We start from the raw sequence: 16,478 nt of genomic DNA on the forward strand, positions 1-16,478 counted from the left end.
TCCGTCGGCGGGACGCTCAAGTCAGTTCGGGAACCGTCCCGAGGCCCTTGAAGCCCACCGCCGAGGAGATGAACCATCATGTACACGCTGCTGGCCGACCACGACGGGCACTGGCCGGGCCCCTGGATCCTGCTGATCCCGCTGGCCTGGGCCGCCGTGGTGTTCCTCGTGATCGTCCTCCTGCGCCGGACGGTCTGGCGCCGGGGCTGCGGAGCCGGTCCGGACCACCCGCTGGCCGTGCTGGGCCGCCGCTACGCCGAGGGCGACATCGACGCCGAGGAGTACCGCGCCAAGCGGGCCGTGCTGACAGAGTCGCGCCGCGGGCAGGTCGGCGAGCAGTACCGAGGGGGTGCCGGGAAGTGACCACCCTCGACGTCGTACGCGGCACCGCCGCGCGGGTCGCCGACGCCGTCAAGATCTACGGTGTCGGCGGTACCGAGGTCCGGGCGCTCGACCACGTCACGGTCGAGTTCCCGGCCGGGCGGTTCACCGCGATCATGGGCCCCTCCGGCTCGGGCAAGTCCACCCTGATGCACTGCGCGGCGGGGCTGGACACCCTCACCGCCGGCAGCGCGTACATCGGTGACACCGAGCTGGGCGCGCTGGGCGACCGGCGCCTCACCCTGCTGCGCCGGGAGCGGATCGGCTTCGTCTTCCAGGCCTTCAACCTGGTGCCCACGCTCACCGTCCGGGAGAACATCACCCTCCCGCTGGACCTGGCCGGCGCCGCGCCGGACCAGGCCTGGCTGGACGCGCTGATCGACGTCGTCGGCCTCGGCGACCGGCTGCACCACCGACCGAGCGAGCTCTCCGGCGGCCAGCAGCAGCGCGTCGCGGTGGCCCGGGCGCTCGCCGGGCGGCCGCAGGTGGTCTTCGCCGACGAGCCGACCGGGAACCTCGACTCCCGCACCGGCGGTGAGGTGCTCGGGCTGCTGCGCCGCGCGGTGGACGAGATGGGGCAGGCGGTCGTCATGGTCACCCACGACCCGATGGCCGCCGGGCACGCCGACGAGGCGCTGTTCCTCGCCGACGGCCGTCTGGTCGACCGGATGGAGCGGCCCACCGCGGGCGGGGTGCTGGACCGGATGAAGGCCTTCGAACGGGGGCGGTCATGACGTCCACGACGGCCGCCGTCCGGCTCAGCCTGCGCTCGCTGGGCGCACACAAACGGCGCCTGGTCGGCACCTTCCTGTCGATCCTGCTCGGGGTCAGCTTCCTGACCGGGACGATGGTGCTCGGCGACACCCTGCGGGCCAACTTCGACACCCTGTTCGCCGACGCCAACGCCGGTACCGACGTGGTGGTCCGCAGTGCCGACGTCCTGGATTCCCCGGGGACGCCCGGCGGCGTCCGGGCACCCGTCGACACGGGGCTGGTCGACCGACTGCGCGCCGTCCCCGGGGTGGCCGCCGCCGAGGCGTCCGTCCAGGGAGCGGGCCAGCTGGTCGGCAGCGACGGCAAGCCGATCGGCGGGCAGGGACCGCCGACCCTGGCGGGCAACTGGCTCGGTGACAGCCGGCTCAACCCCTACAAACTGGCGGAGGGCCGGGCGCCCTCCGCGCCCGGCGAGGCCGTGATCAACCGGGGTGCGGCGAAGACCGGCGGGCTGCACCTCGGCTCCACCACCGTGCTGCGCACCCCCGACCCGGTGACGGTCACCATCGTCGGCATCGCGACCTTCGGGGAGAGCGCCGACGGGATGGGGCCGACCACCTTCACCGCCCTGACCTTCGGGGACGCCGAGCGCTACCTCACGCCGAAGGGCGCCGGCCAGGCCGGCTCGATCCAGCTCCGGGCCGCGGGCGGGCTCTCGCAGCGCGAGCTGGTGGCCCGGATCGCCCCGCAGCTGCCGGGTGGGGCGGAGGCGGTCACCGGGGCGGCGGCCACCCAGGAGAGCACCGCGATGGTGTCGGGGCGGTTCCTGACCATGTTCACCACGTTGCTGCTGGTCTTCGCCGGGATCGCGCTGCTGGTCGCGACCTTCACCATCCACAACACCTTCGCCATCGTGGTCGCCCAGCGGACGAGGGAGAACGCCCTGCTGCGGGCGCTCGGCGCGGTGCGTGGCCAGGTGCTCGGGGCGACGCTGGCGGAGGCGCTGGCCGTCGGCGCGCTGGCCTCGCTCGGCGGGCTGATCGGCGGGATCGGGGTGGCGGCGGGGCTCAAGGCGCTGTTCTCGGTGCTCGGCTTCTCGCTGCCGACCGGCGGCATGGTGATCAGCACGGCCGCGGTCGTCCTGCCGCTGCTGGTCGGCACGGTGGTGGCGGTCGGCTCGGCGCTGCTGCCGGCCGTCCGGGCCGGGCGCACCGCGCCGTTGGCGGCGCTGCGCGAGACCGGGGTGGACCGGGCGGCCGAGGGGCGGTCCGGGAGGGTCCGGGTGGCACTCGGTGCGCTGCTGGTCACGGCCGGTGTCCCGGCCGCGGCCGTCGGGGCGACCGACGGGCCGTCGGTGACGCTGACCGCCGTCGGGGCGCTGGCGGTCCTGGCCGGCGTGGTGGTGCTCGGCCCGGTCGCCGCCGCCTTCGCGGTCCGGACGCTGGGGGCCCCGCTGCCCCGGCTGCGCGGGGTCTCGGGCACCCTGGCCCGGCGCAACGCGGCCCGTAATCCGCGCCGGACGGCGGCCACGGCGACTGCCCTGATGATCGGCGTCGCGGTGGTCACCCTGTTCACGGTGTTCGGCGCCTCCGTCAAGGCCACCCTGGACACCACGGTGAGCGCGTCGTTCGCCGGCGATCTCGCCGTCACCGCGCCCTCGTTCGGTGCGGGCGGCAGCGGGGTCAGCCCGAAGCTGGCCGACACCGTCGCCCAACTGCCCGAGGTCCGGCAGACGGTGGGCCTCGGCCGTGGCGTCGCGCGGATCGACGGCCATGGGCGGACGCTGGACGTCACCGACCCGGCGCGGCTGGCCGGCATCGTCGACCTCGGGAGGGTCGACGGCACCCTCGACACCCTGGGCGCGGACGGACTGGCGGTCTCGCGCAGCGAGGCCGAGCAGCACGGCTGGCGGCTGGGCCAGAGCGTCACCGTCGGTTTCACGGACGGCGCGAGCGGCCCGTTCACCATCCGTGCCCTGTACGAGGGCGGCGGTCTGGCCGGGGACTACCTGATAACCCGCCAGGCCTGGGCTCCGCACCGTGGCCAGGACGCGGACACGATGGTGGCCGTCGGCCTGAAGAGCGGGGTGACGCTCGGCGCGGGCAAGGCCGCCGTCGCGAAGGCCGCGGCCCCGTTCGGGAACCCGACGGTGCAGGACCGGGACGAGTACGCGGAGAGCGCCGTCGGAGGGGTCGACATGATGCTCTCGGTGGTCTACGCGCTGCTGGCGCTGGCGGTGCTGATCGCGCTGCTCGGCATCGCCAACACGCTGACGCTGGCCGTGCACGAGCGGACCAGGGAGCTGGGCCTGCTGCGAGCGGTCGGCCAGACCAGGGCGCAGCTGCGGGGCATGGTGCGTTGGGAGTCGGTGCTGGTGGCCGCCTTCGGCACGGTGGGTGGGCTCGGCCTCGGGGCCTTCCTCGGCTGGGCGCTGGTGCGGGCCTCGGACAGCGCGGGGACGGGCTCGTTCGCGATACCGCCGGGGCAGCTCGCGGTGGTGCTGGCAGCCGGACTGCTGGCTGGTGCGGTGGCCGGCCTCCGTCCGGCGGGGCGGGCGGCGCGGCTGGACGTGCTCCGGGCGATTGCGACGGAGTGAGACGACATGAAGCGGAGTAACCGCAGCGGACGTGTCGGAGCGGGGCGACCGGATGGCCTGAAGCGGACGCCCTGAGGCGGGCGGAAAAGGCGACAGGGGCAGGAGGCGGCCGGCAGGAGGCGGTAGGCATGAAGCGGTAGACACGGGGCAGGTGCGGGCGGGTGCAGGGGCCGGCCGCACCCGCCGTGGACGTCGACCCGGAGGCCTCAAGCCGCGACCTCAGGGCCGCAGGACCTCACCCGTCCTGCGGGAACACCTGCCGCAGCAGCGGGTCCGGCAGGCCGCGGCGGTGCCACTCGCGCGGGTAGCCGAGCGAGACCTCCTCGAACCGGACACCGTCGTAGTTGGTCACCCGGGGGATGTGCAGATGCCCGTAGATCATCGCGGCGGTGTTGAAGCGGCGGTGCCAGTCGGCGGTCAGTTCGGTGCCGCACCACTGGGCGAACTCCGGGTACCAGAGGACCTCGGTGGGGTGACGGACCAGCGGGTAGTGGTTGACCAGGACCAGCGGCAGCTCGGGGTCGTGGGCCGCGAGCCGCTCCTCGGTGATCCGGACACGCTCGCGGCACCAGGAGTCGAGATCGGGGAACGGGTCCGGGTGGAGCATCCGCTCGTCCGCGCAGACCACGCCGCTGCTGTAGGCGGCCGCCAGGGACTCTTCCTTGGTGGTCGTCCCCGGCGCACGGAAGGAGTAGTCGTAGAGCAGGAACAGCGGGGCGACGGCGACCGGCCCGCCGGCGCCCTCCCAGACCGGGTACGGGTCCTCGGGGGTCACGACACCGAGGCGGCGGCAGAGTTCCACCAGGTGCTCGTAGCGGGCGACGCCGCGCAGCTGCACCGGGTCGTCGGGGTGGGTCCACAGCTCATGGTTGCCGGGGGCCCAGATCACGCGGGCGAAGCGTTCGGCGAGCAGGCCGAGGCTCCACTCGATGGAGGTGGTGAGTTCGGCGATGTCACCGGCGACGATCAGCCAGTCGTCGGGGGAGTCGGGCTCCAGCTTCTCCACCAGGTCGCGGTTCTCCTGGTAGGAGACGTGGAGGTCGCTCACGGCGACCAGCCTGCCTGCCCGTCCGGGGCCGCCGGACCCTCCCGTCCGTTCCGACTGCGCGTCACTCTGGTACTCGGTCGTCACTCCAGCCCCCATACAGTCACCCGGCCGATAGCGCCACAGTACGGGGACGGACGGGCGTGGCGCCGCAGATTGGCTGGATCGGTCGTTCGAGTGGCCCGGTTCCGGCCCTGGCCGGACGGTGCACGGGGCGGCCGACCCGGTGCCGTCTCAGGTGCCGATCTGCCAGAGCACGCCGTGGTCGGCGGCGGTGGTGACGAAGAGGACGGCCAGGGCGGCGACGCCGAGCACCAGGCCCAGGACGGCGCGCCCACGGCGGCGGGTGCCCCGGACGAGGGCGAGCGTGGCCAGGATGATGGCGAGCGGCCCCAGGACGATGTTGAAGAGCAGCAGGCCGGGCAGGCCGAGCAGGAAGGAAGCGACGGCCAGGTTGTCGGCCTCGGCGATGGTGTGACGGCGCGTCGTCCTGGTGGCAGCGCTCCTGGCGGCACTCGGGGTGGTGCTGGTGGCGGTGCTGGCTGCGGTGCGCGTGACGGTGCTCATGATGGCGGCGAGTCCTTCCGAAGAGGCGCGGCGGCCGGAGGGTGAGACGGCCGAAGAGCAGGGGTGTGCCGGCTCAGCGCTGCCGCAGGCGGGCGATGCCCTCGCGGGCGCCGAACGCGAGCAGCCAGGCGGTGATGGCGGCGGAGGCGGTGAGGAAGACCGGGAGCGTGGTGTGGGCGGCAGCGCCGACGAGGACGCCCATGGCGACCAGGGCGGTGAGCAGGATCATGGCGGGCCCTTCCGGCAGCAGGCGGTGCGAGCAGGTCGTGCGAATCAGCGGTGCAAACGGGCGGTTCCGCACAGGCGATGCGAAACTTTGGGTTTACAAGTGTTCGCTGAATCCTCGGTCACTCTACGCCCGACTGGCCAATTTCGGCAAACACTTGTTTACTGAATGACGTGAGTCACACCGTGGGGGCCAGACAGGCCCAGAAGCAGCAGAGTCGGCGAGCATTGCTGGATGCGGGGTTGGGCCTGCTGGCCGACCAGAACCTGGCGAGCCTCGGCGTGCGCGAGGTCACCCGCGCCGCCGGGCTCTCACCGGCTGCGTTCTACCGCCACTTCCCGGACCTCGCCGCGCTCGGTGTGGCGCTGGTCGAGGAGTCGCTCGCCAGCCTCCACGTGATGGTCCGTTCGGTGCTCGCCGGGGAGGGCGGAGCCGAGAAGCTGATCGACCGGACGGTGGACGTCATCGAGCAGCACGTCCGCGAACACCGCGCGCATGTGCGCTTCCTTTCGCGCGAGCGGCACGGGGGCGTGCGTCAGGTGCGGGAGGCGATCGACGCCGAACTGGGGCGGTTTGCCGAGGAGGTGGGTGCGGCGCTCGCGCTCCAGCCGGTGTCGCAGGGATGGGGCCGGGAGGATCTGCGGATGCTGGCCGAGCTGTACGTCGACCACATGGTTTCCACGGCCGCCGCCTTTCTCGAGGCTCAGGAGGTCGACCCGGCCCGCGAGCAGCGCATTGCCGCCACCGCCCGGCTCCAGTTGAGGCTGATCAGCCTCGGTCGTCGCCACTGGCAAGGTGGCTGAAGGCAGTTGAGGTGGCCGGGGGCCGCGGCTGCCCGGCCTCTCCGTTGTGGGCGGACTCTTGACATCACGTCATGTCCGCGCCAGCTTTGGGTGCACCCCCACAACGAGAGGTCTCTCATGAAGAAGCCGCTCATAGGCATGCTCACCACGCTCCTGCTCGCCGGGGCCACCGCCCTCGCCGGAGCCCCCACCGCATCCGCAGCCCCCGCCGAAGCCGCCGCCGCAACGACCGCCGCCGCAACGGCCGCGGCCACAGCAGACGCCGCCGAAGCCGCCGCCGGCGGCGCTGCCGCCGAAAGCTTCACCGCGCAGGCGCAGGCCGCCGCTGCCGTGAACTTCGCCGGCACGGTGGCCCTCAGCAACTGTTCCGGTTCGCTGGTCCGGCTCCCCGGCTCGGCCGCCACCGACCCGGCGCTCGTCCTCTCGAACGGCCACTGCCTGGAGAGCGGCTTCCCCGGCCCGGGTGAGGTCGTGGTCAACCAGGCGTCCAGCCGCACCTTCTCGCTGCTCAACTCGACCGGTGGCAAGGCCGCGACGCTGCGCGCGACCAAGGTGGTCTACGGGACCATGACCGACACCGATGTGTCGATCTACCAGCTGAACACCACCTACGCCTCGATCCAGTCGCGCTACGGGATCGCCCCGCTGACCATCGCGGCGGGCCACCCGGTGCAGGGCACCTCGATCAAGGTGGTCTCCGGCTACTGGAAGAAGATCTACTCCTGCTCGGTCGACGGCTTCGTCTACCGGCTGAAGGAGGGCTCCTGGACCTGGAAGGACTCGGTCCGCTACACCTCCAGCTGCAACACCATCGGCGGCACCTCCGGTTCGCCCGTGGTCGACGTCAGCACCGGCCAGGTCGTCGCCGTGAACAACACCGGCAATGAGGACGGCCAGCGCTGCACCGACAACAACCCGTGCGAGGTGGACCAGAACGGCGTGGTGACCGTCCGGCAGGGCATCAACTACGCCCAGGAGACCTACGGCATCCCGGCCTGTTTCGCGGCCGGCAACCGCCTCGACCTCACTCTGCCCGGCTGCACCCTGCCGCGCCCCTGACCAGCACATCTTTTCCCGGTGGGCCATCCGCGATCGGCGGGTGGCCCACTCGGCCGTCTACCGGACGGCCGTCCGACCGGCAGCCGGCCACCGGCTGCCGGAGAGTGTCGAACAGTTCCGTTGACCCGATGGAGAGTTGATGTCCACCAAGCTCAGAAGGCTGCTGGTCGCCGTTCTGCTGATACCCATGCTCGGCCTCGGCCTGGCGACGCCCGCGTTCGCGCAGGGGGAGCCTGGCAGCCCGGACGGCCGCGGCGGGTCCTCGGTCGCCGACGACGCCTCGGCCGACATCAAGGACCGCCTGGCGGCGATCCCCGGGATGACCGTCACCGAGGAGAAGCCCACCGACGCCGACCACCGTTACTTCCTGCTCACCTACACCCAGCCGATCGACCACTTCCGCCCGTGGTTGGGCACCTTCCAGCAGCGGCTGAGCGTGCTGCACCGGGGTTTCGACCGCCCGACGGTCTTCTACACCAACGGCTATACCCTGGGCACCACCCCGTCGCGCACGGAGCCGACCCGGCTGACCGACGGCAACCAGGTCTCCATCGAGTACCGGTACTTCACGCCGTCGCGCCCGGAGCCCGCCGACTGGACCAAGGCCGGCATCGAGCAGGCGGCCACCGACTCGCACCGGATCATCACCGCCCTCAAGCGGATCTACCACCGTGCGTGGCTCTCCACCGGGGCCAGCAAGGGCGGCATGTCCTCCACCTACCACCGCCGCTTCTTCCCGGAGGACGTGGACGGCACCATCGCCTACGTCGCGCCGAACGACGTCGACAACCGCGAGGACTCCGCGTACACGGAGTTCTTCGAGAACGTCGGCACCCCGGAGTGCCGTGCCGCGCTGGACGCCGCCCAGCGTGAGCTGCTCGTCCGCCGCGACCGGCTGGAGGCCCGCTACGTGGCCGACAACGCCGCCGCCGGCTCGACCTTCACCACCACCGGCAGTGCCGACCGGGCGTACGAGGCGGGCGTGCTCGACGTGGTCTGGGCTTTCTGGCAGTACAGCACCCAGGCGGACTGCGCCAGCGTCCCGCCGGGGGCCGCCGCCACCGACGACCAGCTGTACGCGTGGTTCGACGCCCAGTCCGGAATCACCGGCAACAGCGACCAGTCGCTCGCCAAGTACACCGCGTACTACTACCAGGCGGGCACCCAGCTGGGGTCGCCCACCTTCGAGGTCCCGCACCTCAAGGGGCTGCAGCACTACGACTTCAAGGAGCTGTACTCGCCGCGCACCTACGTGCCGAAGAGCATCCCGATGCGCTTCGACCCGTCCGCGATGCGTGACATCGACCGCTGGGTGAAGCACTCGGCCGAGCGGATCATCTTCGTCTACGGGCAGAACGACCCGTGGGGCGCCGAGCCGTTCCGGCTGGGCTGGGGCAGTGAGGACAGCTACGTCTACACCGTGCCCGGCGGCAACCACGGCTCCAACATCGGCAAGCTGCCGGCGGCGGAGTCGGCCGAGGCCACCGCGAAGGTGCTGGAGTGGGCCGGCCTGGCCGACCCGGCTGCAGCCCGCTCGCTCGCCCAGTCGCACCAGATCCCGCCGTTCGGCCCGCTGGACGAGGAGGGCCTGAAGCTGGAGCACAACCGCCTCTAGCGGCGACCGGGCCACCACGGCCTCCGGCGGGCGGTGACAACGTCACCGCCCGCAACGGGCCGGGCCCAGATCGCCCGTGACAGCGGCACGCACGGTCCACGAGGGGCCATCCGCCCGGCAAAGCGCGGGCGGATGGCCCCTCGTGGACCGTGCGGCCGACCGGGGGAAACAGTGCCGCGCACCCCCTCCCCGAAGCAGTGAATCGGTGCTTCAATGCTTCCGTGGCCTACCGACGCACGCCCGCCGTACAAGCCCGCCTGGACGCCCAACGCGAGGCGGTGCTCCAGGCCGCGGTCCTGCTGCTCGCCGAGCGCGGCTACCGCGGCTGCTCGATGGCCGCCGTCGCGGACCGCGCCGGGATCGCCACCGGCAGCCTCTACCAGCACTTCGCCAACAAGGCCGAGCTGTCCGTCGAGCTGTTCCGCCGGGTGGTCACCCGCGAGATCGCCGCCGTCAACGAGGCCGTCGCCCGCCGCGATGCCCCGCTGCAGCGGATCGCCGCCGTCGTCGAGACCTTCGCCGCCCGCGCCCTGCGCGCGCCACGGCTCGCCTACGTGCTGCTGGTCGAACCGGCCGACGCCGTCGTGGACGCCGAACGCCTGGTGTTCCGGCGGGCGTTCCGCGACGTGATCGCCACCGAGATCGCCGCCGCAGTGGCGGCCGGCCGGCTGCCCCGGCAGGACCCGGAGCTGACGGCCGCCGGCATCGTCGGCGCGGTCGGCGAGGCCCTGGCCGGCCCGCTCGCCGAGGCCCACGCACCCGCTACCGGGGACACCCCGCCCGAGGTGGTCCCCGCCCTGGTCTCCTTCACCCTGCGTGCCCTGGGAGGACGCGATGACAGCGACGCATGAGGTCACCAACCAGGTGCCCCTGCCGTACGGACACGACACCGCCGCCGACCCGGCCCTGCTCGCCGCCCTGCACCGGGCCGGCGCCGGCTGGGCCGAGCCGGAGCTGCACGAGCTGGGCCGGCTGGCCGGCTCCGAACAGGCCGCCGAGTGGGGCCGGTTGGCCAACGAGAACCCGCCCGTGCTGCGCACCCACGACCGCTTCGGCCACCGGATCGACGAGGTCGAGTTCCACCCCGCCTGGCACGAGCTGATGCGCACCGCCGTCGGCCACGGCCTGCACGCCGCGCCCTGGCGGGACGACCGGCCCGGCGCGCACGCCGCCCGCGCGGCCAAGTTCTTCGTCTGGGGCCAGGTCGAAGCCGGCCACACCTGCCCGGTCTCGATGACGTACGCCGCCGTGCCCGCCCTGCGCGCCACCCCCGCCCTCGCGGCCGAGTTGGAGCCGCTGCTGGCCGCCACCGAGTACGACTTCGGGCTGCGCGAGCCGCACGGCAAGCGCGGGCTGATCGCCGGCATGTCGATGACCGAGAAACAGGGCGGCTCGGACGTCCGCACCAACACCACCACCGCGACCCTGCACGCGGACGGCAGCTACCGGCTGACCGGGCACAAGTGGTTCACCTCGGCGCCGATGTCGGACCTCTTCCTGACGCTGGCCCAGGCGCCGGGTGGGCTCAGCTGCTTCATGCTGCCGCGCATCCTCCCGGACGGCGGCCGAAACCGCCTCCACCTCCAGCGGCTCAAGGACAAGCTGGGCAACAAGTCCAACGCCTCCGCCGAGATCGAGTACGACGGCGCGGTCGGCTGGCTGGTCGGCGAGGAGGGCCGGGGCGTCCCGACCATCATCGAGATGGTCAACATGACCCGCCTCGACTGCACCATCGGTGCCGCCTCCGGCATGCGCCTCGGCGCCACCAGGGCCGTCCACCACGCCGTCCACCGCCACGCTTTCGGCCGGGCGCTGGTCGACCAGCCGCTGATGCGCAACGTGCTCGCCGACTTGCTGGTGGAGTCCGAGGCGGCCACCATCGTCGCGATGCGGCTCGCCCAGGCCACCGACCTCGCCCTCGCCGGGGACGAGTCCGAGACGCTGGTACGGCGCCTGGGGCTGGCCGTCACCAAGTACTGGGTCTGCAAGCGCGGTCCGGCGCACGCGGCCGAGGCACTGGAGTGCCTCGGCGGCAACGGCTACGTCGAGGAGTCCGGCATGCCCCGGCTCTACCGGGAGGCGCCGCTGGTCTCGATCTGGGAGGGCTCCGGCAACGTCGCCGCCCTGGACGCGCTGCGTGCCATGGCCAAGCGGCCGGACACCGTCGAGGCCTTCCTCGGCGAGCTGGACGCGGCCGCCGGCGCGGACCGCCGGCTCGATGCCGCCGTCGCCGGACTCCGCAAGCAGCTCGCCGACCTGAGCGACGTGGAGTTCCGGACCCGCCGGCTGGTCGAGTCGATGGCGCTGGCCTTCCAGGGCTCGCTGCTGGTCCGCCACGGTGACCCGGCGGTGGCGGATGCCTTCTGCGCCTCCCGCCTCGGGGGTGACCACGGCGCCGCCTTCGGCACCCTGCCCTCCGGCCTCGACGCCGGGGCGATCATCGACCGCGCCCGCCCGGTGCCCGCATGAGCGACGACGAGGTGACGGACGTCCGCGGCTTCTGGCAGGGCCTCGGCCTGCCCGGCCTGATCGACGTGCACACCCACTTCATGCCGAAGAACGTCCTCGACAAGGTGTGGGCGTACTTCGACGCGGCCGGCCCGCTCGTCAACCGCCCCTGGCCGATCACCTACCGTCAGGCCGAGACCGAACGCGTGGATCGCCTAAGGGTGTTCGGCGTCCGGGCGTTCACGTCCATGCTGTACCCGCACAAGCCCGGCATGGCCGCCTGGCTGAACGCCTGGGCCGCCGACTTCGCCGCCCGCACCCCGGACTGCCTGCACACCGCGACCTTCTTCGCCGAGCCCGAGGCGCCCTCCTACGTGGCGCGGGCGATCGAGGACGGCGCCCGGGTGTTCAAGGCACACCTCCAGGTCGGCGGCTACGACCCGACGGACCGCCGGCTGGACGAGGTCTGGGGGCTGCTCGCGGAGACCGGCACCCCGGTGGTCAGCCACTGCGGATCCGGCCCGGTGGCGGGCAAGTTCACCGGCCCCGGCCCGATCGGCGAGGTGTTGGACCGGCACCCGGGCCTGGTCCTGGTGGTCGCCCACCTCGGCATGTCCGAGTACCGCGACTTCCTCGACCTCGCCGAGAGACATCCGTCCGTCCGGCTGGACACCACCATGGCGTTCACCGACTTCGTCGAGGCGGACGATCCGTTCCCACGCGCCGAACTGCCGCGCCTGCACGCCCTCCAGGACCGGGTCCTGCTCGGCAGCGACTTCCCCAACATCCCGTACCGGTACATGCACCAGCTGGAGGCGCTGGACCGGCTGGGCCTGGGGGAGGAGTGGCTTCGCGCGGTCTGCCACGACAACGCGGCCACGCTGTTCGGTCTGGCCGGCCGTTGAGGCCGGCACGGTCACGCTGTTCGGTCTGGCCGCCCGCTGACGTCGCCGTGGCCACGCAGTTCGGCCTCCCCCGCCGTTGACGCCGGCACCGCCACGCTGTTCGGTCCGGGTGGTCGCCGACGCCGGCGGTCACCCGACCGGACGCAGCAGCCTCAGCACGTCCCCGTGCAGCCCGGGCGCGGCGGCGAGGAAGCTGTCGGAGCCGGCCGTCCAGGCCGCCCCTGCGGCGTCCGTCACCGTCGCGCCCGCCTCGGCCGCGATCAGCGCCCCCGGCAGCAGGTTGCCCGCGTCCGCCCCGTACTCCCAGAACAGCGTCAGCTGCCCCGATCCGACCTGGGCGACCTGCAGTGACGTCGGCCCGAGGTTGCGGACCGCCAGCACCGAGCCCAACACCGCCGTCAGCGACTCGCCCGCGCGGCGCAGCGCCACCGGGTCCGAGGCCACCAGTGGTGGCTGGCTGGTCCCGGCGACGGCCACCGGCAGCTCGCGCTCCGGTGGTGCGACGGGCCGCCCGTCGAGCTCGGCGCCGCCGCCCCGCACCGCGCGGTACGTGCGCCCGCCGAGCTCCGGCGCGTGCACCACGGCCAGCACCGGGACACCGTCCCGGAGCAGGGTGGCGGTGACCGCCCACTGCTGCTGGCCGAGCAGGTACTGCACGGCGCCGTCGGTGGCGTCGCAGAGCCACCACTCGCCCTCGGCCGGCACCGCGCCCTCCAGTTCGTCCGTCACCCAGCCGGCCTGCGGGCGCAGTTCGCCCAGCCGTGCCCGCAGGTGCGCGGCGGCCGGGCCGTCCAGCTCGGCGAAGTGTGCCATCGCCTCCGCGACCGTCCGTGCGGGGGTGGGCTCGGCCGGGCGCGCCGCCGCCAGCCGCGCGCCGACCTCCCGCACCGCCGCCTCGACCCCGGGCAGCAGCTCCCTCAGCTCCCGGACCTCGTCGTTCATCGCTTCTCCTGTCCTGTCCGCCGCGGGCCGGTAGCGGGATCTTCCGGCCGCCCGGGACAAGGAGTACCGTCATTGCTGTCGAACAGGACGCCAGGGCAGCCAGAACTGACGGGGATCGGACTTCATGGACCTCTCGACTGCTGATCAGGACACGGTGCTGGACACACTCGACCGCCGTCTGGTCTGCGCCCTGCAGGTCGACGGCCGGGCCGAGACCGGCCGGATCGCCGAGGTGCTCGGTGTTTCCGCCCGGACCGTCACCCGCCGGCTGGCCAGGATGCAGCAGGCCGGTCTGCTGCGCGTGGTCCGGATGCCCGATGTCGAGGACGCCGCCGTCGGCGCGCTGCTGCTACGGGTCCGGGTGCTGCGCGGCAAGGTCGACACCATCGCGCAGGCCCTGGCGGACCGTCCGGACGTCCCGTTCGTCGACGTCATGCTCGGCGGCCAGGAGGTCGGCGCGGTGATGCTGGGCGACGCCGGCTCCCGGGACCGGCTGCTGTACGGGCAGCTGCCCGCCACCGCGGCGGTCACCGAGACCACCACGCACGCGGTGCTGCACGCCTTCTCCGACGCGGGGCGGTGGCAGGCCGGCTACCTGGACGAGGCCGAGGTGGCCGCGCTGACTCCTGCGGCCCCGACGGAGCCGCCCGCCGACGCCCCCCGGGAGAGGCCCCCGCTCGACGCGCTCGACCGGGCCCTGCTCGCCCGCCTCTCCGTCGACGCCCGGCAGTCCCACGCCGCCCTGGCGGCGGCCGTCGGCGCGCCGGAATCGACCGTCCGCCGCCGGCTGCACCGGCTCACCGCAGCCGGTCTGCTCCGCACCCACGCCACCGTCGACCCACGGCTGCTGGGCATGGCCGTGGACGCCAACCTCTGGCTGGACGTCCCGCCGGGCCGCCTGGCCGAGGTCGGTACGGCGCTGGCCCGCCACCCCCAGGTGCACGGGGTCTTCGCCACCAGCGGCCCGGCCAACCTGATGGCCACCCTGTTCTGTGCGGACCACGGCGGCCTCTACCGCTTCCTCACCGGGACGCTCGGCCCGCTCGGCGTCGACCGCGCCGAGACGGTCATCGTCGCCCGCGCGGTCAAACGGGCGGGCGTCCCGTTGCAACGCCCGCGCCCACGGCCCTGACCCGGTCCCGACCCATCCCGGCCCAGCCCGGCCCCGTCCCGCCCCGGCCCCACCCCTGACCTTGGCCGTTACCTCGGAGGTAATCGACGCCCCGGGACCGGCCGGGCAGGGTGTGGAGCACCCGGCCGCGCCGGCCGTACCGGGCCCCGACCCCCCTCCGGAGGCTGATCCGTCATGTCCGCGGACAACCTCACCGCCGCCCACCGCACCGCCGCCGCCGGCCGGCGGGCCCGGCAGAACCTGCGGCGCTTCCTCGCACTCGACGCGGTGGTCACTCGACGCGGTGGTCAGCGGCGGCAACGGCCTCGCCTACCTGGCCATCTGCGGGCCGCTCGGCGACCTGCTGGGCGTCGGCGGGTCCACCTTGGTCGAGCTGGGCGCCGTCCGCCCGTCCCCGTACCGGCCTCGATCCCCGCGGCCGTGATGGCAGGACCGTACCGGGTGGGCCGTTCCGGCCGGTCAGGCGCCGGTGGTCGAGCCCGGCCGGATGATCATCAGCACCACGACAACCGCCCAGAGCAGGTTGAAGACGCCGGCGGTCATCGGCAGCAGCCGCAGGCCCTGAACGGCCTTGCCGTGCTCCGGGGCCCCGCCGTCGAGGTCGAGCGCCTCCACCGCCGCCTGCTGGGCGGGGAGCACGAAGAGCAGCAGGGAGAGCGCGGCGAGTGCGGTGAGCACCATCGAGACGATCAGCCAGGACTGCCCGAGCACGTCCATCACCTGGGCGACGCCGATGCCCATCACCGGGACGGCTATCCCCAGCAGGGCGTAGACCTGGGTGATCCGGTGCAGCAGCCGCAAGGTGCCCGCCTCGGCGGCCCGGTCGGGTCCGCCGGCCAGAGCGGCCTTCGCCCGGCGCGGGAACATGCTGACGGCCACCGCCACCGGGCCGATGAACAGCACCGAGGCGAGGACGTGCAGGCTCAGCAGGAACTTGGCCATGGCGGGGGCACCCCTTGATCCAACGGGGGCTGCGCGCCGGGGACGCGGCGCGGGCAGCCGGGGCGTCCGGTTTCCGTGCCCCGAGCAGGCACGCTAACACCGCTTATCCGGGGCGCCGCCGGTCGGGGTCGGGCCTCTGGCCGGGCTCGGTCAGCCGGCCGGCGGCGTCAGCAGCACGACCCGCGGCGCCGCGGTGCTCACGGCCGAGACGGCCGCCCCGTGCGCGGCGTCGGTCCAGTCGAGCAGATGCAGGTCCTGGTAGCGGCTGCGCAGCGGCCGGTCCGCCGGGATGTCGAGCGGCAGGGCGGAGAGATCGACGGCGGAGAGCCCGTCCAGGCTGGTCCGCCCGAGCTTGATCAGCGACTCCTTCCGCACCCACTGCCGCAGGAACGCCACCCCCGGCTCCGGGTGCGCCTCGACCAGCCGCAGCTCCGCCGGGGCGAGCACCCGCCGGGCGACGTCGGGGAGCGCGCCGCCGCGCGTGGCCAGCTCGACGTCCACGCCGATCGGCTGGTGTCCGGCGGCGGCCGCGATGACGCCGTGGGTGTGCGAGAGGCTGACGTGGACGTCCGGGTGGTCCGGCAGGTACGGGCGGCCGTGGTCGGCCTTTCCGCAGTCGGGGCAGTTCTGGGCCAGCGTCAGCCCGGCGGCCGGGACGCCGAGCAGGCGGGCGGCGCAGAGCCGGACCAGGATGTGCGCGGCGGTGAAGTCGGCCCGTCCGGAGTCGCGCCGGAACCGGGCGGCGCGCTCGCGCTCCAGCGCGGTGAGCAGGTGCTCGCCGGCCTCGGGATGCCGCAGCACGTCGGCACTGGCCGCGACGGCGGCGAGCGGGGCGTGCGGATCCTGGTCCTCGGAAGTCATGGTGCCAACCTAGCGGCGGCGCTGCCGGCGCGCGGTGACGGGCCCGGGTGGAAGAATCTCGGACCGCTCCTGAGGGCCTATAGGGCATGAATCATCCGATTTAGTATCGGATGCACCGGATTGGCTGGAATCAACACAGGATCAACCGAACCACGGCAGGCTTCCTGGCCTGCTTTCTCTGTCGGAGGACATCCGGCGGCTACGAGATCCACAGCTACCCGTTCGACGGGGACCTCCCGGAC

17 protein-coding genes are annotated in these 16,478 nt (G+C 73.4%); 11 read left to right on the top strand and 6 right to left on the bottom strand.

All coding sequences use genetic code 11. The annotated features are described in order from the left end of the window. Positions 1 to 78 precede the first annotated feature (78 nt). The 3 genes from OG286_RS27380 to OG286_RS27390 are packed head-to-tail and all read left to right on the top strand — an operon-like array spanning position 79 to position 3,691. Complete coding sequence (locus OG286_RS27380; RefSeq protein WP_405365832.1) at positions 79 to 363, top strand: SHOCT domain-containing protein; 285 nt, start codon at positions 79 to 81, stop codon at positions 361 to 363. After that, positions 360 to 1,115: an ABC transporter ATP-binding protein gene (locus OG286_RS27385; RefSeq protein ID WP_396319581.1), complete on the top strand. Its 756-nt coding sequence runs from the start codon at positions 360 to 362 to the stop codon at positions 1,113 to 1,115. The genes OG286_RS27380 and OG286_RS27385 overlap by 4 nt, the downstream gene beginning before the upstream one ends. Next, complete coding sequence (locus OG286_RS27390) at positions 1,112 to 3,691, top strand: ABC transporter permease (RefSeq protein WP_396319580.1); 2,580 nt, start codon at positions 1,112 to 1,114, stop codon at positions 3,689 to 3,691. Before OG286_RS27385 ends, OG286_RS27390 begins: the two co-directional genes overlap by 4 nt. A gap of 235 nt (positions 3,692 to 3,926) precedes the next feature. Here the strand turns inward: OG286_RS27390 and OG286_RS27395 are convergent, their stop codons facing one another. The 3 genes from OG286_RS27395 to OG286_RS27405 all read right to left on the bottom strand — a co-directional run bounded on the left by OG286_RS27395 (position 3,927) and on the right by OG286_RS27405 (position 5,532). Then, complete coding sequence (locus OG286_RS27395) at positions 3,927 to 4,835, bottom strand: metallophosphoesterase family protein (protein WP_396319579.1); 909 nt, start codon at positions 4,833 to 4,835, stop codon at positions 3,927 to 3,929. Between the two features lie 135 nt (positions 4,836 to 4,970). Next, positions 4,971 to 5,303, bottom strand: coding sequence for a DUF4190 domain-containing protein (locus tag OG286_RS27400; RefSeq protein ID WP_396319578.1), 333 nt, complete (start codon positions 5,301 to 5,303; stop codon positions 4,971 to 4,973). A 73-nt stretch (positions 5,304 to 5,376) separates the two neighbouring features. Beyond that, positions 5,377 to 5,532 carry a hypothetical protein gene (locus OG286_RS27405; protein ID WP_396319577.1) on the bottom strand — a complete coding sequence of 52 codons (156 nt, stop codon included), beginning with the start codon at positions 5,530 to 5,532 and terminating at the stop codon, positions 5,377 to 5,379. A 170-nt stretch (positions 5,533 to 5,702) separates the two neighbouring features. Here OG286_RS27405 and OG286_RS27410 point away from each other — a divergent pair, with 170 nt between their 5' ends. The 6 genes from OG286_RS27410 (at position 5,703) to OG286_RS27435 (ending at position 12,359) form a co-directional block, all read left to right on the top strand. After that, positions 5,703 to 6,332 carry a TetR family transcriptional regulator gene (locus OG286_RS27410; protein WP_405365833.1) on the top strand — a complete coding sequence of 210 codons (630 nt, stop codon included), beginning with the start codon at positions 5,703 to 5,705 and terminating at the stop codon, positions 6,330 to 6,332. A gap of 117 nt (positions 6,333 to 6,449) precedes the next feature. Further along, entirely contained in the window at positions 6,450 to 7,391 is a 942-nt protein-coding gene (locus tag OG286_RS27415; protein ID WP_405365834.1) for a serine protease, read from the top strand. A 139-nt stretch (positions 7,392 to 7,530) separates the two neighbouring features. Then, positions 7,531 to 9,006 (top strand): S28 family serine protease, encoded by a 1,476-nt coding sequence (locus tag OG286_RS27420; RefSeq protein ID WP_405365835.1) that lies wholly within the window; start codon positions 7,531 to 7,533, stop codon positions 9,004 to 9,006. 221 nt (positions 9,007 to 9,227) lie between these two features. Then, positions 9,228 to 9,857 carry a TetR/AcrR family transcriptional regulator gene (locus tag OG286_RS27425; protein ID WP_396319573.1) on the top strand — a complete coding sequence of 210 codons (630 nt, stop codon included), beginning with the start codon at positions 9,228 to 9,230 and terminating at the stop codon, positions 9,855 to 9,857. Next, the gene (locus tag OG286_RS27430) at positions 9,841 to 11,475 is read left to right on the top strand and encodes an acyl-CoA dehydrogenase family protein (RefSeq protein WP_405359682.1); all 1,635 of its coding nucleotides are present in this window, start codon (positions 9,841 to 9,843) and stop codon (positions 11,473 to 11,475) included. The genes OG286_RS27425 and OG286_RS27430 overlap by 17 nt, the downstream gene beginning before the upstream one ends. Next, positions 11,472 to 12,359: an amidohydrolase family protein gene (locus OG286_RS27435; RefSeq protein ID WP_396319571.1), complete on the top strand. Its 888-nt coding sequence runs from the start codon at positions 11,472 to 11,474 to the stop codon at positions 12,357 to 12,359. Before OG286_RS27430 ends, OG286_RS27435 begins: the two co-directional genes overlap by 4 nt. 129 nt (positions 12,360 to 12,488) lie before the next feature. On the opposite strand, the gene OG286_RS27440 is transcribed toward OG286_RS27435, so the two are convergent. Then, complete coding sequence (locus OG286_RS27440; RefSeq protein WP_396319570.1) at positions 12,489 to 13,301, bottom strand: inositol monophosphatase family protein; 813 nt, start codon at positions 13,299 to 13,301, stop codon at positions 12,489 to 12,491. 124 nt (positions 13,302 to 13,425) lie between these two features. Between OG286_RS27440 and OG286_RS27445 the strand changes: the two genes are divergently transcribed. Together OG286_RS27445 and OG286_RS27450 are read left to right on the top strand one after the other, a co-directional pair. After that, positions 13,426 to 14,433, top strand: coding sequence for an Lrp/AsnC family transcriptional regulator (locus OG286_RS27445; protein ID WP_396319569.1), 1,008 nt, complete (start codon positions 13,426 to 13,428; stop codon positions 14,431 to 14,433). 283 nt (positions 14,434 to 14,716) lie between these two features. Continuing rightward, positions 14,717 to 14,857 (top strand): hypothetical protein, encoded by a 141-nt coding sequence (locus OG286_RS27450; protein ID WP_396319568.1) that lies wholly within the window; start codon positions 14,717 to 14,719, stop codon positions 14,855 to 14,857. 35 nt (positions 14,858 to 14,892) lie between these two features. On the opposite strand, the gene OG286_RS27455 is transcribed toward OG286_RS27450, so the two are convergent. Together OG286_RS27455 and OG286_RS27460 are read right to left on the bottom strand one after the other, a co-directional pair. Beyond that, positions 14,893 to 15,375: a DUF2269 family protein gene (locus tag OG286_RS27455; RefSeq protein ID WP_396319567.1), complete on the bottom strand. Its 483-nt coding sequence runs from the start codon at positions 15,373 to 15,375 to the stop codon at positions 14,893 to 14,895. A 150-nt stretch (positions 15,376 to 15,525) separates the two neighbouring features. After that, positions 15,526 to 16,236, bottom strand: coding sequence for a 4'-phosphopantetheinyl transferase family protein (locus OG286_RS27460; protein WP_396319566.1), 711 nt, complete (start codon positions 16,234 to 16,236; stop codon positions 15,526 to 15,528). Positions 16,237 to 16,478: the final 242 nt, after the last annotated feature.

The sequence above is a fragment of the Kitasatospora sp. NBC_00039 genome, assembly GCF_045160625.1.
Lineage (GTDB): Bacteria > Actinomycetota > Actinomycetes > Streptomycetales > Streptomycetaceae > Kitasatospora.